The organism is Sphingomonas sp. FARSPH (assembly GCF_003355005.1).
Taxonomy (GTDB): Bacteria; Pseudomonadota; Alphaproteobacteria; order Sphingomonadales; family Sphingomonadaceae; genus Sphingomonas.
The window spans coordinates 342,604-357,728 of record NZ_CP029985.1 but is presented as its reverse complement, the minus strand read 5'-3'; the positions used below and the strand labels follow the sequence as shown (position 1 = coordinate 357,728).

Sequence of the window (15,125 nt, the reverse complement as noted above, 5' to 3'; positions counted from 1 at the left end):
ATTGGTATGGCCAATTATTGCGTCTGTGTCACCCTCACTTTGGCCGACGCGCAGGCGGCGGCGATTTCCGGGTCGTCGAGCCGATCGGTGACCAGATGGTCGATCCGTTCCAGCCCAGCGATCCGTACCGGGGCGGGGCGGCCGAACTTGCTGCGGTCGACCGCCAGGATGGTCGTGCGCGCCTGGTCGATGATCCGCTGCGACACGCGCACTTCGTCCATGTCGAAATCGAGCAGGGTCCCGTCGCGGTCGATCGCGGAGGCGCCGATCAGCGCATAATCGACCTTGAACCCGCCGATGAAATCCATCGCCAGCGCGCCGACGACGGCGCCGTCGCTCGGGCGCACGCGGCCACCCGCCACGACCACCTCGATCGTCGGGCGCGCGGCAAGGATGGAGACGACGTTGAGGTTGTTCGTCACCACCAGCAGATTGCGGTGATCGACGAGCGCGCGCGCGATCGCCTCGGTCGTGGTGCCGATGTTGATGAACAGGCTCGCACCGTTCGGAACCAGCGCCGCCGCGGCGCGGCCGATCCCCGCCTTCGCTTCCGCCGCGATCGCGCCGCGCGCTTCGCGATCGAGGTTGTCGACGCCCGACGTGACGACCGCACCGCCGTGGACGCGCGATAGCATCGCGCGCTCGGCAAGCAGGTTCAGATCGCGGCGGATCGTCTGGGGCGTGACGCCCAGTTCGGTCGCCAGCGTGTCGACCGCGACGCTGCCCGTGCGACGCGCGGCGGCGAGGATCGCGGCGTGGCGCCGGGCGACGGCTTCGGGCAGACCGTCGGCGATCATGGCGCGCTGCGGACGTCGGCGGCGTCGGTAAGGTAGGCGTCGAGCCGTTCGGCCGTGCCGGCGGGCACGTGCAGCCCCAGCTTGCTGCGACGGTAGAGAATGTCGTCGGCCGTCTGCGCCCATTCGCGTGCGCGCAGGAAGTCGACCTCGCGCGTCGTCAACCCGCCGCCAAGGTCTTCGCCGAGATCGGCCAGCGTCGCTCCGGCGGGGACGAGCGTCGCGACGTCGGTGCCATAAGCCCGGACCAGCCGGCGCAGCAGCGCGTGCGGCACAGCGGGGCGATCGCGCGCGAGGTCGGCCAGATAGACGTCGAAATCGGCGAAATCGCCGCCGGGCAAGGTCGCGCCCGCGGTCCAGGCGCCACTTGCCGCCGGAAAGAACGGTGCAAGCTGCGCCATCGCGTGTTCGGCGAGCTTGCGATAGGTCGTGATCTTGCCGCCGAAGATGCTCAGCATCGGCGGCGCTCCGTCGTCCGCGTCGAGATCGAGCACATAATCGCGCGTGACCGCGGACGCGTTCGCCGCCTTGTCGTCGTAGAGTGGGCGGATGCCCGCGTAGCTCCACGTCACATCATCGGCCGAAACCCGCTGCGCGAAATAGCGATTCACGGTGTCGATCAGGTACCGCGTCTCGTCCGCGCTGATCTGCGCCCGACCGGGTGCGCCTTCCCAGGGTTCGTCGGTGGTACCGACCAGCGAGAATTGCCCTTCATAGGGGATGACGAACACGATCCGTCGATCGGGATTCTGCAGCATGAAGGCGTGGTCGCCCTCGTACAGGCGCGGCAGCACGATATGGCTGCCCTTGATCAGCCGCACGCCGCGATCGTTGCGGCTGTTGCCCGCACGCTGCAGAACGTCGGCCACCCAGGGCCCGCCCGCGTTGACCAGGATGCGCGCACGAACCTCCGACGTCGCGCCATCCTGCTCGATCGTCGCGACCCAGTGCGCGTCCTCGCGACGGGCGCTGACGAGCCGCGTGCGGGTCCGCACGATCGCCCCCCGGTCGGCTGCATCGCGTGCGTTCAGCACCACCAGCCGGCTGTCCTCGACCCAGCAGTCCGAATAGACGAAGGCCTTGCCCGCGCGCGGCGCCAGGCCCGCCCCGTAGGGCGAGCGCGCCAGCGCGATCGTCTCGGTGCCGGGGAGGCGCTTGCGGCCGCCGAGATGATCGTAGAGGAACAGGCCCAGCCGCACCATCCACGCCGGACGCGGCGACTGCGTCTGCGGCAGCACGAAGCGCAGCGGCCAGATGATGTGCGGCGCCATCCCCCACAATCGCTCCCGCTCGATCAGCGCCTCGCGCACCAGGCGGAATTCGCCATATTCGAGGTAGCGCAGGCCGCCGTGGATCAGCTTCGTCGAGGCGGACGAGGTATGGCTGGCAAGATCGTCCTGCTCGACCAGCATGACCGACAGCCCGCGTCCGGCGGCATCGCGTGCGATCCCCGCGCCGTTGATTCCCCCGCCGACGATCAACAGATCGACATTCGTTTCCGCGCTCATAGCGAACATATTGACGCGCGAACGAAAACAATCAACAATGAAATCGAACATGGAGAGGTAAAGCGATGGCAGCGCACATCCTGGCGATCGACCAGGGCACCACCTCGACCCGCAGCGTCGTGTTCGATGCTGCCGCGCGCCGCGTCGCCACCGCGCAGACCGAGTTTGCGCAGCACTATCCCGAGCCTGGCTGGGTCGAGCATGATCCTGAAGACATCTGGCGCGACGTGCTCGCTACCGCGCGCGAGGCGATCGGCAACGCCGGGCTTGCGGCGGCGGATATCGCCGCGATCGGCATCACCAACCAGCGCGAGACGACGGTCGTATGGGATCGCACGACCGGCGAACCCGTCCATCGCGCGATCGTCTGGCAGGATCGCCGCACCGCCGCGGTCTGCGCCGACCTGAAGGCGTCGGGTGCGGAGGACGACGTGCGCGCGCGTACCGGGCTGCTGCTCGACCCTTATTTTTCCGCGACCAAGGTCGGCTGGATCCTCGATCACGTTCCCGGCGCGCGTGACCGCGCGGCGCGGGGCGAACTGGCGTTCGGGACGATCGACAGCTTCCTGCTGTTCCGGCTCACCGGCGGCGCGGTCCACGCGACCGACGTCACCAACGCCTCGCGCACCTCGCTGTGGAATATCCACGACAATCGCTGGGACGAGACGCTGTGCGCCCTGTTCGACGTGCCGATCGCGATGCTGCCGGACGTGCACGACAATGCGCATCACTTCGGCGACACCGCGCCTGGCCTGTTCGACGCGATCATCCCGATCACCGGCATCGCGGGCGATCAGCAGGCGGCGCTGTTCGGCCAGGCGTGCTTCGCCCGGGGGAGCGCCAAGTCGACCTATGGTACGGGTTGCTTCCTGCTGCTCAACACGGGCGATACGGCGATCACGTCGGAACATCGGATGCTTACCACGCCCGCGTATCGGCTGGGCGGGCGCACCACCTATGCGCTGGAGGGATCGATCTTCGTCGCGGGCGCGGCGATCAAGTGGCTGCGCGACGGGATCGGCGTCATCACGCATGCGCGCGAAACCAACGACATGGCGACACAGGTGCCCGACAATCACGGCGTCTACATGGTCCCCGCCTTCGTGGGACTCGGCGCACCGCATTGGGAGCCGGAGGCGCGCGGCGCGATCTTCGGCCTGACGCTGGGCGCGACGCAGGCGCATCTCGCCCGCGCCGCGCTCGAGGCGGTCGGCTATCAGACGCTCGATCTGGTCACGGCGATGGTCAGCGATGGCGGCACCCGCCCAGCGATCCTGCGCGTCGACGGTGGCATGGCGGCGAACGACTGGTTGTGCCGGTTTCTCGCCGACCTGCTCGAAGTGCCCGTCGAACGCCCCGACGATCTGGAAACGACCGCGCGCGGTGCCGCATTCCATGCCGGTCTCGCGATCGGGCTATGGTCGGGGCTCGACGCGCTCGAAAGCCTCTGGGCGCGCGATGCCTGTTTCGAGCCGGCGATGGCCGCCGATCACCGCGACCGTCTGCTCGCCGGCTGGCAGGACGCGCTGTCGCGGGTGATCCGCTGAGTTCGGGGGGCGGGAGCGCGATCACTCTGGCCACCGCTGGAACGTGGCGATGGGTTTTCCCGGTGACGCGGCGGATGGAATTGCTACAGGCACGGGCGATCAAGGCAGTGAGATAGCGCGTGGCCCGACGTTCCAAACACGACCCCTACGATCACCTTCCGCAGGAAGACGAGGCGGCGGCCGCGCCCGTGCCTTGCTGGCTTTGCGGCCGTCCGACCGGCAAGACGATCGTCTGGCATCATCCCGTCCCGAAAAGCCGCGGGGGCCGCGATGTCGTGCCGATGCATCCGATCTGCCAGCAGACGCTGACCGCCAATTTCTCCAATTCGGAACTGCAGCGGCACGGTATGAACGTCGCCGGCCTGCTCGACCATCCGAACGTGCGCAAGTTCGTGGATTGGGTGGCGAAGAAGGACCCGGACTTTACCGCGACCATCTCGAAGAAGCAGCGTTGAGCCGGGGTCTGCGACCGCCATCTGTGTGATTGGCGCGCCCGGCTGGATTCGAACCAGCGGCCCCAAGCTTAGAAGGCTCGTGCTCTATCCAACTGAGCTACGGGCGCGCATCGGTTGAGCGATTAGCGCGGATTGTGCGGCAGCGGAACAGCGATATGGTGCCATTCCCATGAACCAACCTGTCGAACGCCCCGTCGATGCCGCCGCCATGCAAGGGGCGGCGTTTCGCTATTACGATTTCGTCATGGCGGCGTTCGTCGCGCTGCTGCTGCTGTCCAACGTCATCGGCGCGGGCAAGGTCGCGATTGTGCATCTGCCCGTCGTCGGCGACTGGCCGTTCGGGGCTGGCATCCTGTTCTTCCCGGTCAGCTATGTGATCGGCGACGTGCTGACCGAAGTCTACGGCTATGCCCGCGCGCGCCGCGTGATCTGGGCGGGGTTCGCCGCGGTCGTGTTCATGGCGTTCATGAGTTGGGTCGTCGTCGCGCTACCGCCCGCGCCGTCTTGGACGAACCAGGCGGCGTATGAGACGATCTTCGGCCAGGTGCCGCGCATCGTTTTCGCCAGCGTCTGCGCCTTCTGGGCCGGGGAGTTCGTCAATTCCTACGTCATGGCGCGCATGAAGGTGTGGAGCGAGGGGCGCCACCTGTGGACGCGCACGATCGGGTCGACCGTGGTGGGGGAGGGGGTGGACAGCCTGATCTTCTACCCGCTCGCTTTTCTGGGGGCGACGGGCTGGACGACGGCGCTCGTCGTCACCGTTTTGTTCACGCAATGGGCGTTGAAGGTCGGCTGGGAAGTGCTGCTGACGCCGGTGACCTATGCGGTGGTCGGCTGGCTGAAGCGGGCGGAGGGCGTCGACGTTTTCGATCGAGGCACGGATTTTTCGCCGTTCCGGACGCGGCTGTAACAGGACGGCAGGTCAGGCCCCCACCGTCTCCAGCACGCCTTCGAACAGGCGGCGGCCGTCGGTGCCGCCGTGCGCGGTTTCGATCTTGCGTTCGGGGTGCGGCATCATGCCCAGCACGTTGCCGCCCGCGTTGACGATACCGGCGATGTTGCGCGCCGAGCCGTTGACCGCCTCGCCGTAGCGGAAGGCGACACGCCCTTCGCCCTCGAGCCGGTCGAGCGTGTCGGCGTCGGCGAAATAATTGCCGTCATGGTGCGCGACGGGCACCGACAATGTCTCGCCCGCGTCATAGCGGCTGGTGAAGGCGGTCTGCGCGTTCTCTACCGTCAGCTGGACGTCGCGGCAGACGAAGTTGAGGCCGGCGTTGCGCATCAGCGCGCCGGGCAGCAGCCCCGCCTCGGTCAGCACCTGAAAGCCGTTGCACACGCCGAATACGGGGAGGCCGCGGCCCGCTTGTTCGACGACCGCGCGCATGATCGGCGATCGCGCGGCAATCGCACCCGAGCGCAGGTAGTCGCCGTACGAAAAGCCACCGGGTACCGCAACGAAGCCGATGCCCTGCGGCAGCTCGGTCTCCGCATGCCAGACCATCGCCGGCTTGACGCCGGTCACCGCCTCCAGCGCGACGGCGAGGTCGCGGTCGCAGTTCGATCCGGGAAAGACGATGACGGCGGTCTTCATGTCAAACGCGCTCCACCCGGAAGTTCTCGATGACGGTGTTGGCGAGCAGCTGGCGGCACATGCCGTCGATTGCCGCGTCGTCGGTCGAATCGGCGACCTCCAGTTCGAACATCTTGCCCGCGCGCACGTCCTCGACGCCCGCGAAACCGAGGCTGCCGAGCGCGTGATGGATCGCGCGGCCCTGGGGATCGAGCACGCCAGGCTTGAGCGTTACGAAGATACGCAGCTTCATCTTATTTACCCCGGCGCTTGCGGTGGCTGTCGAGGTCGAGCACCGCATTGTCCTCTCCCTCCGGCATCAGGCCGAGCCGGCGCGCGACCTCCTGATAGGCTTCCGCCTCGCCGCCCAGGTCGCGGCGGAACCGGTCCTTGTCGAGCTTCTCGCCGCTCGTCATGTCCCACAAGCGGCAACCGTCCGGGCTGATCTCGTCGGCCAGGATGATCCGGCCGTAGTCATTGTCCCAGATGCGGCCGAATTCGAGCTTGAAGTCGACGAGGCGGATGCCGATCCCGGCGAACAGACCGGTCAGGAAGTCGTTCACGCGGATCGCGAGATCGGCGATGTCGTGCATCTCCTCCTGGCTCGCCCAGCCGAACGCGGCGATATGCTCGTCGGTGATCATCGGATCGCCGAGTGCGTCGTCCTTGTAATAATATTCGATGATCGTGCGGGGGAGCTTCGTGCCCTCCTCGATCCCGAGGCGCTTCGACAGCGAGCCGGCGGCGACGTTACGCACGACGACCTCGATCGGCACGATCTCGACCTGGCGGATCAACTGCTCGCGCATGTTGAGGCGGCGGATGAAGTGCGTCGGCACGCCGATCGCGTCGAGCAGGGTGAAGACATGCTCGCTGATCCGGTTGTTGAGCACGCCTTTGCCGTTGATCGTGCCCTTTTTCTGGGCGTTGAAGGCGGTCGCGTCGTCCTTGAAATACTGGATCAGCGTGCCGGGCTCGGGGCCCTCGTAGAGGATCTTGGCCTTGCCTTCGTAGATCTGCCGGCGGCGAGCCATGTGCGCATGTCCCCTGGAAACGGTGAGCCCCGGCGACGCCCTTGACGCGGCCGGGGCAGGATCGAGGGCGCCTATAGGGGAAGGGGGGCGGGGGTGCAATCTCTGGCGCGCGCCGTCGCCGCCGTCAGCCGCGGACCAGACCGTCGCCCTGGACGATCAGCGCGACGCCGATCGGGTCGCGCCGGGCGGGGGGCAGCGTGACCTCCACCGCGTCGGCCGTCTGCCGGAACGACAGGGGGGCCGCATCGCCGGGAAGGGTGACGCGCTGCACGCGGCCCTGCCTGGCCAGCGCGGTCAGGCGCGCCACGCCGTCGTTCGGCCAGCCGAGGACGAATGCATGGACCGCGGCGCCGCGGCGCACGTAGCGAATGTCGCGCGGCGTGTACGGACTGTCCTTGCCGCCCTCGTTGAAGTCGCCCGCCGCGGCACGGGTCGGCCCCTCGCCCGACAGGTGCCAGGGCCGCGTGCCGTAGATCGCCGCGCCATTGCGGCCCATCCACGCCGCGATCGCCTCGATGATCGCCTCTTCCTTTTCGTCGATCGTGCCGTCGCCGCGCAGCGGGACCGACAGCATCAGATTGCCGTTCTTCGCCGCCACGTCGCACAGGGTATGGATGATCTTGGCCGGCGTCTTGTAGCCGTCGCGATCGTACAGATCGCGGTCGTAATGCCAGTTGCCGATGCAGGTGTCGGTCTGGAACGGATAGGCCTGGATATCGTCATGGACGCCGCGCTCGACGTCGTCGACGATACCGCCGCGCCGGTTCGCCGGCGTGCCCTTCGCGGTCACCACCGCCTCGTTGCGGCCGTGCCAGCGCATCGACTGGTTGTAGAAATGGGCGGTGATGTCGAGCCCCGCCTGGCCGAGCGGCAGCGAGAAATTGTCGAAATAGACCATGTCGGGGCGATAGACGTCGATCAGCTCGCGGCACCGCTGCAACCAGCTGCGCACGAACGCCGGGTTTTTGGCGGGCGGCGCCTCCGTCCAGACGCGGTCGTTCTTTTCATGCCACTCCGTGGCGGCGGCGATCGAATGCAGCCCGTCGGGCATCGGCATCGTCGGGCCAGTGTAGAGCTGCTGCGGATCGAGCCCCTGCCACCATTTGCCGCGACCCTGCGCCCTGGTCAGCCAGGCCGCGTCGTAACGGCGGCCGGCGAGCGGGCCTTCGGGATCGTAGCCGTAGGCGGGCTGCAGCCAGTGCCAGGCGTGGGCGGAATGGTTGGACACCGCGAAGCGCAAGCCGCGGGCGCGGGCGAGCTTGCCCCATTCGCCGACGATGTCCCGCCGCGGCCCGATCCGCGTGCTGTTCCAGGGATGATAGGACGAGGCGTAGGAATCGAAATTGTCGTGATGGTTGGCCAGCGCCATGAAATAGCGGGCGCCCGCGCGAATATAGAGATCGAGCAGCCGCGCCGGATCCCAGCGCGCCGCGGTCCAGCGTGGATACATCTCCATGAAGCCGATCTTGGACGGGTGGCCGTAATGTTCGACATGATGGCGACAGGCGCGCGAACCCTGCAGATACATGTCGCGCGCATACCAGTCGCCCGCTTCGGGCACGCATTGCGCGGACCAATGTGCCCAGATGCCGAACTTGGCGTCTCGGAACCAGTCGGGCGCGCGATAGCCCGCGACCAGCGACTCCCAACTCGGCTGAAACGCCGGCGTCTCCGCGCCGAGCGCCGCGCCGCCGAGCAGCGATGCCGATCCCGCCGCCGCCGCGCCGTGGAGGAAGGATCGCCGGTCCATCGTCATCACGCCTCTTCGCTATATGTCTGACGAAATGCTAGGCACTACGGACGTGAATGTCGAGAATGGGCGTGCGTCAATGGCGGTCGGCCGCCGGGAAAAGCCGTCTCCACCACCGCCGCCTGAGACGATGCCATAACAATGCCAGCAAAAGCAGCAGCACAAGGGGCGGTGCGAGCGTGGCAAGCAGCGTCAGCGCGCTCGCCAGCGTCCAGGTCAGCGAGGCGTATCCCGCCTGAGCCGCTTCGGTCAGCCGCGCGCCAAGGCCGACGCCGGAGCCGGCAACATAGGTGAAACCGATCGGCGTCGTGATGACGCTCGCCCGCGTCGCCCTGCCGGCCGTGACGGCTTGACGCTGCGCCTCGAGCAGCGCGATCCGCCGTGACAGCAGCGCCGCACGGGCACCTTGCGGCAGGTTGGTTGCGGCCAGTTGTCGGTCGACTTCGGCCAGATCGGCTTGCGCATCAGCGCCCCCTGTCGTGGTGGCTTCCAGATCGGGTGCGGCATCCGTTCCGGTGATCTCCGCCCCGGTCAATGCGCCGCCCGCCGCCTCGATCGCCTGCACGCCGCTGCGGCCAAAGCCGCGCGCAATCGGCGCCGCGACACGCATGTCGAGGCTGGCGGAGGCGGTGCCGGAGGAATCGATACGGTAATTCATGCCGGTCACCCGGCAGCGGGCGGGGCCAAGTCGTTCGCATGCCTGAGCGTGCGCCTCCTGAGCGTCCGCGATGCGATCCGAGGGCAGGCGGAACGCGTAATGATAGGCGAAGGCGACACCGTTCGCGCTGGTCGTCGTATCGCCGGGTCCGTTGTCGGGCGCCTTGCTGCATCCCGCTACCGCGATGCACACCAGACCGACACCGAGCCACCGCATCGCGACATCCTCCCCGACAAGCAATGCCTATCAATCGGATGGGGATTTGGTCAAGCGGTCCTTGATCACCGCCAGCCGGCGTCGATCCAGTAATTATGGCCGGTGCACAGACGCGCGTCGTCGGAGGCGAGGAACAGGGCGAGGGCGGCGACATCGGCGGGCTGGATGCGGCCATCAAGGCATTGTGCCGCAACGATCGCCGCCTCTCCTTCGGGCGTGTACCATTTTTCCTGGCGCGGGGTCTGGACGTTGCCGGGGACGATCGCGTTGCAGCGGATGTTCTTGCGGCCGAGGTCGCGGGCGAGACTGCGCGTCAAGCCTTCGATCGCGGCCTTGGCGGTCTGGTAGAGGATCAGGTCGCCGAGCGCGAGGTGCCAGCTGATCGAGCCGAAGTTGAGGATCGCGCCGCCGCCCGCCGCCGCCATCGCCGGGACCACCGCCTGCGCCGCGAAGAACTGGTGGCGCAGGTTGACGTTCATCCGCTCGTCCCAATAGGCCGGCGTCACGTCGGCGATCGTGTGGCGGTCGTCGTTGCCCGCGTTGTTGACGAGCACGTCGCAGCCGCCGAGCGTGGCGATCAATTCACCGAACACCGTCTTCAGCGCGGCGAGGTCGGTGAGGTCGAGCGGGCGGAAGACGGGCGCGTGCGCGGCGCCGGGCGACAGCCGGGAGACCAGCGCCTCGCTGTCGGCCACGGCGACATCGACGAAGGCGACGCGCGCGCCCTGGCGCACGAACGCCTCTACCAGCCCTTCGCCGATGCCGCTGCCGCCACCGGTGATGATGACGCGCTTGTCGCGCAGCGACGGGTAAGCGGCGCGGCGGTCGGGGGCGAGCAGATCGGTCATGGCGGGCTTTCTGGGATCAGGCGGGAAGCAGGCCGCGGGCGGCGAGGTTGCGCATCAGCGCGATCGTGCCGAACGTCCAGGGCGCGGCATCCTTGGACGTCGCGACGCGGTTGACGAGTTCGCCCAGGCCCGGGCTGGCGATCGTCACCCTGTCGCCGACCTCGTGCGTGAAGCCGCGGCCGGGCTCGTCGCGATCCTGCACCGGCGCGAACAAGGTGCCTAGATACAGCACGAAGCCGTCGGGATATTGGTGCTCGCTCATCGCCTGGCGGACGAGCTCGAGCGGATCGCGGCTGATCTCGCGCATCGAGCTGTGGCCGTCCAGGCGATAGCCGTCCTCGCCGTGGATCGTTAGCGTCACCTGTGCGTCGCGGACATGGTCGATCGTGTAGGTGCCGTCGAACAGGCGGACGAACGGGCCGAGCGATGCGGAGGCATTGTTGTCCTTCGCCTTGCCGAGCAGCAGCGCGGAGCGCCCCTCGAAATCGCGCAGGTTGACGTCGTTGCCCAGGCACGCTCCGACCGCGCGGCCGTCGGGCGCGACGAGCAGTACGACCTCGGGTTCGGGGTTGTTCCAGGTGGAATCGGATCGGATGCCGACCTCCGCCCCCCAGCCGACCGCGCCGAGGACGGGCGCCTTGGTGAAGATTTCCGCATCGGGGCCGATCGCGACCTCCAGATATTGCGACCAAAGGCCTTCGTCGATCAGCGCGGTCTTGAGCGCGGCGGCGTCGGGCGTGCCTGGCGCCACCGAGCGCAGCCCGCCGCCGATCCGCTCCTCGAGTCGCGCACGCAGGCCCGCGGCGGCGGCGGCATCGCCGCGCGCGCGCTCCTCGATCACGCGTTCCAGTGCAGAGGTGGCGAAGGTGACGCCCGCCGCCTTGACGCATTGCAGGTCGATCGGTGCGAGCAGACGCGGCGTCGACGACGGCGAGAGGCCGAGGTCGGCGAGATCGCCGATCGCCGCGCCGGCGCCGGCATCCAGCCTGCCGGTCGCGACCAGCTCGGCGACGGTCGGCGCGACGCGGCTCATGTCATGGACGATGCCACGCGCGACCAGGACGGGGCAGGGGCCGTCCCCGTTATCGATCCGGCCGAGCCAAAGGCCATCGCGCCAGTCCGCGCCGAGCGCCGTCGCCGGATCGAATCGTATGTTCACCTTGTCCCCCGCTGCGGCATCAGGGCGCGCCGTAGAAGCCGCGCGGGGCGGCTTCAAGGCGCGTTCGTCGCCGGGTGTGGCCGATCAGCCCTCGACCTTGTCGAGATAGGCGCCATAGCCTTGCGCCTCCATCTCGGCCTTCGGCACGAAGCGCAGCGCGGCCGAGTTGATGCAATAGCGCAGGCCGCCGGTTTCGCGCGGGCCGTCGGGGAAGACGTGGCCCAGATGGCTGTCGCCGCCGGCGGAGCGCACCTCGGTACGGATCATGCCGTGGCTGGTATCGTCGATCTCGTTGACCCGCGCGGGCTCGATCGGCTTGGTGAAGCTGGGCCAGCCGCAGTGCGATTCGTATTTGTCGGCGGATGCGAACAGCGGCTCGCCCGAGACGACGTCGACGTACAGGCCGGGTTCCTTGTTGTAGAGATATTCGCCCGTCCCCGGCCGCTCGGTGCCGCTTTGCTGCGTCACGTAAAACTGCTCGGGCGTCAGCTTCGCGATCGCGTCGTCGGTCTTGCGATAATCGGTCATGGCAACATCCTCAGCTCGGGGGCGGTTGATCGTTCGCGGCGGACAAACCGCCGTCTACGGGCAGGTCGACCCCGGGGATATAGGGCGCGGACGCTCAGAAAAAACGGAAGAGCATCAGCGCAAGGCCCAACATCGATGCGGCCCAGACAAGGCTGCGCAGATAGGGGATGCCGGCGAGATAGAGCGGCAGGTAGACGATCCGCGCCCCGAACCAGAGGCCCGCACCGATCGCGCCGATGCCGCCCGTCCTGCCCGTCACCGCAAGGCCCAGCGCCAGCGCGACGAAGGCGGGATAGGTTTCCTGGAAATTGGCGAGTGCGCGCACCGCGCGTCCGGCCATCCGGCCCAGAGGCTTGTCCGCATCGTCACGCGGGCCGGCATTCCATGCGAGCCCGCGCTCGCGCGTCACCGTCTGTCCCTGCACCATCACATGGACGAACAGCAGGATGGTCGATGCGCCGAGCAGGGTGAGTTCGAGCGGCATCACGATCCTTTCGCATGACAGGGCGGCCTCTCAACGCGCCGTCACGCAAACCGCTCCGCCCCGCGATCAGAACCCGGCGACGAGCTTCGCGCCTTCGTAGAAGCATGCGCCGATAAGGCCGGCGGCCGGCAGCGTCACGACCCAGGCGACGACGATCCGGCTCGCGACGTTCCAGCGTACCGCGGACAGGCGCCGCGCCGATCCGACGCCGACGATCGCGCCGGTGATCGTGTGCGTCGACGATACGGGGATGCCGCCGATCGTCGCCATGAACAGCGTGATCGCGCCGCCCGTCTCGGCGCAGAACCCCTGCGCCGGGGTCAGCCGCGTGATCTTCGACCCCATCGTGTGGACAATCTTCCACCCGCCCGACATCGTGCCCAGCGCCATCGCCGCCTGGCAGGCGAGCACCACCCAGAGCGGAATGTTGAGGTCCTTGCCCACCATGCCCTGCGAATAGAGGAGGACGGTGATGATCCCCATCGTCTTTTGCGCATCGTTGCCGCCGTGGCCCAGGCTGTAGAGCGCGGCGGAGACGAGCTGCAGCTTGCGGAAACGTTTGTCGACGCCCATCGGCGTCAGCCTGAGCGTGCTCCACGCAACCGCAAGGACGAGCCCCAGCGCGAGGACGAGGCCGAGGGCGGGGGACAGGAAGATCGCCCCGACCGTCGTGATGACGCCCCACCAGACGACGACGTCGAGGCCCGCCTTGGTCACGCCCGCGCCGATCAGCCCGCCGATCAGCGCATGGCTGGACGACGAGGGGATGCCGAACCGCCAGGTGATGATGTTCCAGACGATCGCGCCCATCAGCGCGCCGAAGATCAACTGCGGATCGATGATCTGCGCCTCGATGATCCCCTTGCCCACCGTCTTGGCGACGGCATGGTCAAAGACCAGGAACGCGACGAAGTTGAAAAATGCCGCCCACAGCACCGCGTGATGCGGTTTCAGCACGCGCGTCGACACGACGGTGGCGATCGAGTTCGCCGCATCGTGCAGGCCGTTCAGGAAGTCGAACAGCAGCGCCACGCCGATCAGGAGGACCAGCACGGTGAAGGAAATGGTCATCGCCGCACTCTCAGGCGTGATCGATCACGAGACCCTGGATCTCGTTGGCGATGTCCTCGAACCGGTCGGCAATCCGCTCAAGATGGCTGTAGATCTCGCGACCGACGATGAAGCGCATCGGCTGGTCGTCGCCGCACGCCTTGAACAGCGCCTTCAGGCCGGCGGCATGGAAACTATCGACACGCCCCTCGATCATCACCAGCTGCTCGGTCAGCGTGTGCAGCCGTGCCTGGTTGGCGTCGAGCCGGCGCAGCAGCGGGATCGCCTCCGCCGTCACGCGCGCGGCCTCCACCGCCAGATCCGCCATCGCCCGCATGTCGGGTGCGAAATCGGTCACCTCGTACAGCTCGATCGTGGTCGCGGTCTGGTTCATCTGGTCGATCGAATCGTCCATCACCCCGATCAGCGAGGTTATCGCGGACCGGTCGAACGGCGTCACGAAGATGCGGCGCACGTCCTGCAGCACGTCGCGCGTGATGTCGTCTGCCTCGTGCTCGCGACGCACGATCTCGGCGATATGCTCCGCGGTGGTGCCCTCGCCGGCGAACAGTCGCTGCAGCGCCTCGGCGCCGGCGACCAGGGTCATGGCATGCGCTTCGAACTGTTCGAAGAAACGCCCCTGTTTGGGCATCAGCGCCTGGAACCAGGCAACCATGGCGAAACCTTTCGTTGGGATGGCACGTCGTGGATAGGCGCGGCGGCGCATGGCCGCAGGCGGCGCTGCGTGCAAGCCGAAAGTGCGTCGCCGCTGTGCCGGAACCGGGCCGGACGGGGATTGTCGCGCCGCTGCCCCGCGATATCGGGCCCGACGCGCCGGCGATGCCGGGCGCATTGTGCTCGACAGTGCGGCGGGGCCGCGGCAGGGCGGGGCGATGTCGTTCGTTGCCGCCCTGCGCCGCGCCACCGCCGCCGATCATGCGGCCGTCGATGCCGCATTCGGCGCGTTCCGGCTGACCGACGTCGACGATTATGCGCGCTTCCTGACGGCGCACGCACGGGCGCTGGGTGCGATCGAAGCGGTGCTGGCGGGCGCCCCCGCATTGCCGGCGTGGCGGCAGCGCCTGCCGCTGCTCGCCGCGGATCTCGCCGCGCTCGACCAGCCGCTGCCGGTCCCCATCCACTGGGCGCCGGACGATCCCGCGGCGCGCTGGGGCGCGCTGTACGTGATCGAAGGATCGCGGCTGGGCGGGCAATTGCTGGCGCGCCGGGTGCCACCGTCTTTGCCGCGCGCCTACCTCGGCGCGGTGCATCGGCCCGGCGAATGGCGCGCGCTGCTCCACGCGATCGAGGTACAGGCGACGGCGTCGGACGCCGCCTGGCGGGGCGCGGCGATCGCCGGCGCGCGGCAAACCTTTGCACTCTATGCCGGCGCCGTGCGCTGATCGGGCCGTTCTGGCCATGTAAATTACTCAATTCGGCGGACTCGCCCTATAACCCGCTGCGATGTTCTCATGATCGTGGCATGATGGCTCCGGAGGGTCTGGCAAACCGCAAGGGGAGGGA

The 15,125-nt window shown here is 68.0% G+C and carries 16 protein-coding genes, 1 tRNA gene and 1 pseudogene; 4 read left to right on the top strand and 14 right to left on the bottom strand.

The features are described from left to right. Positions 1-14: 14 nt before the first annotated feature. Positions 15-797, bottom strand: coding sequence for a DeoR/GlpR family DNA-binding transcription regulator (locus DM480_RS01775; protein WP_115377285.1), 783 nt, complete (start codon positions 795-797; stop codon positions 15-17). Next, positions 794-2,311 carry a glycerol-3-phosphate dehydrogenase gene (locus DM480_RS01770; RefSeq protein WP_198665871.1) on the bottom strand — a complete coding sequence of 506 codons (1,518 nt, stop codon included), beginning with the start codon at positions 2,309-2,311 and terminating at the stop codon, positions 794-796. Before DM480_RS01770 ends, DM480_RS01775 begins: the two co-directional genes overlap by 4 nt. A 56-nt stretch (positions 2,312-2,367) precedes the next feature. Here DM480_RS01770 and glpK point away from each other — a divergent pair, with 56 nt between their 5' ends. Together glpK and DM480_RS01760 are read left to right on the top strand one after the other, a co-directional pair. Further along, positions 2,368-3,849: a glycerol kinase GlpK gene (glpK, locus tag DM480_RS01765; protein ID WP_115377284.1), complete on the top strand. Its 1,482-nt coding sequence runs from the start codon at positions 2,368-2,370 to the stop codon at positions 3,847-3,849. A gap of 119 nt (positions 3,850-3,968) precedes the next feature. After that, positions 3,969-4,304, top strand: a complete 336-nt coding sequence (locus DM480_RS01760) for a hypothetical protein (protein ID WP_115377283.1) — start codon at positions 3,969-3,971, stop codon at positions 4,302-4,304. A gap of 30 nt (positions 4,305-4,334) precedes the next feature. Here DM480_RS01760 and DM480_RS01755 read toward each other — a convergent pair. Beyond that, positions 4,335-4,411: transfer RNA gene (locus tag DM480_RS01755), tRNA-Arg, on the bottom strand. 62 nt (positions 4,412-4,473) lie between these two features. Here DM480_RS01755 and DM480_RS01750 point away from each other — a divergent pair. Beyond that, positions 4,474-5,214, top strand: a complete 741-nt coding sequence (locus DM480_RS01750; protein ID WP_115377282.1) for a queuosine precursor transporter — start codon at positions 4,474-4,476, stop codon at positions 5,212-5,214. A 12-nt stretch (positions 5,215-5,226) separates the two neighbouring features. Here the strand turns inward: DM480_RS01750 and purQ are convergent, their stop codons facing one another. From purQ to DM480_RS01695, 11 genes and pseudogenes are all read right to left on the bottom strand, one after another. Continuing rightward, a complete protein-coding gene (gene purQ, locus DM480_RS01745) occupies positions 5,227-5,895 on the bottom strand; it encodes a phosphoribosylformylglycinamidine synthase subunit PurQ (protein WP_115377281.1) in 669 nt (222 codons plus the stop codon). Position 5,896: 1 nt separating this feature from the next. Further along, positions 5,897-6,127 carry a phosphoribosylformylglycinamidine synthase subunit PurS gene (purS, locus tag DM480_RS01740; protein WP_115377280.1) on the bottom strand — a complete coding sequence of 77 codons (231 nt, stop codon included), beginning with the start codon at positions 6,125-6,127 and terminating at the stop codon, positions 5,897-5,899. A 1-nt stretch (position 6,128) separates the two neighbouring features. Then, positions 6,129-6,908 carry a phosphoribosylaminoimidazolesuccinocarboxamide synthase gene (gene purC, locus DM480_RS01735; RefSeq protein ID WP_115377279.1) on the bottom strand — a complete coding sequence of 260 codons (780 nt, stop codon included), beginning with the start codon at positions 6,906-6,908 and terminating at the stop codon, positions 6,129-6,131. 124 nt (positions 6,909-7,032) lie between these two features. After that, positions 7,033-8,664, bottom strand: coding sequence for an alpha-L-fucosidase (locus DM480_RS01730; protein WP_115377278.1), 1,632 nt, complete (start codon positions 8,662-8,664; stop codon positions 7,033-7,035). Positions 8,665-8,734: 70 nt separating this feature from the next. Then, positions 8,735-9,532 (bottom strand): hypothetical protein, encoded by a 798-nt coding sequence (locus DM480_RS01725; protein WP_115377277.1) that lies wholly within the window; start codon positions 9,530-9,532, stop codon positions 8,735-8,737. A gap of 65 nt (positions 9,533-9,597) precedes the next feature. Next, positions 9,598-10,380 carry an SDR family NAD(P)-dependent oxidoreductase gene (locus DM480_RS01720; protein ID WP_115377276.1) on the bottom strand — a complete coding sequence of 261 codons (783 nt, stop codon included), beginning with the start codon at positions 10,378-10,380 and terminating at the stop codon, positions 9,598-9,600. A gap of 16 nt (positions 10,381-10,396) precedes the next feature. Further along, positions 10,397-11,539 carry a fumarylacetoacetate hydrolase family protein gene (locus DM480_RS01715; RefSeq protein WP_115377275.1) on the bottom strand — a complete coding sequence of 381 codons (1,143 nt, stop codon included), beginning with the start codon at positions 11,537-11,539 and terminating at the stop codon, positions 10,397-10,399. An 84-nt stretch (positions 11,540-11,623) separates the two neighbouring features. Then, on the bottom strand, positions 11,624-12,067 hold the full coding sequence (gene msrB / locus DM480_RS01710; protein ID WP_115377274.1) for a peptide-methionine (R)-S-oxide reductase MsrB: 444 nt from the start codon (positions 12,065-12,067) through the stop codon (positions 11,624-11,626). A 94-nt stretch (positions 12,068-12,161) separates the two neighbouring features. Next, complete coding sequence (locus DM480_RS01705; RefSeq protein WP_115377273.1) at positions 12,162-12,551, bottom strand: MAPEG family protein; 390 nt, start codon at positions 12,549-12,551, stop codon at positions 12,162-12,164. Between the two features lie 66 nt (positions 12,552-12,617). After that, positions 12,618-13,622 (bottom strand): inorganic phosphate transporter, encoded by a 1,005-nt coding sequence (locus DM480_RS01700; RefSeq protein WP_115377272.1) that lies wholly within the window; start codon positions 13,620-13,622, stop codon positions 12,618-12,620. A 10-nt stretch (positions 13,623-13,632) separates the two neighbouring features. Beyond that, positions 13,633-14,277, bottom strand: a pseudogene (locus DM480_RS01695) (DUF47 domain-containing protein); the annotation flags it as partial. Positions 14,278-14,494: 217 nt separating this feature from the next. Between DM480_RS01695 and DM480_RS01690 the strand changes: the two are divergent. Further along, entirely contained in the window at positions 14,495-15,004 is a 510-nt protein-coding gene (locus tag DM480_RS01690) for a biliverdin-producing heme oxygenase (protein ID WP_115380663.1), read from the top strand. Positions 15,005-15,125: the final 121 nt, after the last annotated feature.

What these genes read in the sequence shown, in the direction of transcription:
- DM480_RS01775 (WP_115377285.1), bottom strand. Translation starts at nt 797, where the DNA reads ATGATCGCCGACGGTCTGCCCGAAGCCGTCGCCCGGCGCCACGCCGCG.
- DM480_RS01770 (WP_198665871.1), bottom strand. Translation starts at nt 2,311, where the DNA reads ATGTTCGCTATGAGCGCGGAAACGAATGTCGATCTGTTGATCGTCGGC.
- glpK (WP_115377284.1), top strand. Translation starts at nt 2,368, where the DNA reads ATGGCAGCGCACATCCTGGCGATCGACCAGGGCACCACCTCGACCCGC.
- DM480_RS01750 (WP_115377282.1), top strand. Translation starts at nt 4,474, where the DNA reads ATGAACCAACCTGTCGAACGCCCCGTCGATGCCGCCGCCATGCAAGGG.
- purQ (WP_115377281.1), bottom strand. Translation starts at nt 5,895, where the DNA reads ATGAAGACCGCCGTCATCGTCTTTCCCGGATCGAACTGCGACCGCGAC.
- purS (WP_115377280.1), bottom strand. Translation starts at nt 6,127, where the DNA reads ATGAAGCTGCGTATCTTCGTAACGCTCAAGCCTGGCGTGCTCGATCCC.
- purC (WP_115377279.1), bottom strand. Translation starts at nt 6,908, where the DNA reads ATGGCTCGCCGCCGGCAGATCTACGAAGGCAAGGCCAAGATCCTCTAC.
- DM480_RS01730 (WP_115377278.1), bottom strand. Translation starts at nt 8,664, where the DNA reads ATGACGATGGACCGGCGATCCTTCCTCCACGGCGCGGCGGCGGCGGGA.
- DM480_RS01725 (WP_115377277.1), bottom strand. Translation starts at nt 9,532, where the DNA reads ATGCGGTGGCTCGGTGTCGGTCTGGTGTGCATCGCGGTAGCGGGATGC.
- DM480_RS01720 (WP_115377276.1), bottom strand. Translation starts at nt 10,380, where the DNA reads ATGACCGATCTGCTCGCCCCCGACCGCCGCGCCGCTTACCCGTCGCTG.
- msrB (WP_115377274.1), bottom strand. Translation starts at nt 12,067, where the DNA reads ATGACCGATTATCGCAAGACCGACGACGCGATCGCGAAGCTGACGCCC.
- DM480_RS01705 (WP_115377273.1), bottom strand. Translation starts at nt 12,551, where the DNA reads ATGCCGCTCGAACTCACCCTGCTCGGCGCATCGACCATCCTGCTGTTC.
- DM480_RS01700 (WP_115377272.1), bottom strand. Translation starts at nt 13,622, where the DNA reads ATGACCATTTCCTTCACCGTGCTGGTCCTCCTGATCGGCGTGGCGCTG.
- DM480_RS01690 (WP_115380663.1), top strand. Translation starts at nt 14,495, where the DNA reads ATGTCGTTCGTTGCCGCCCTGCGCCGCGCCACCGCCGCCGATCATGCG.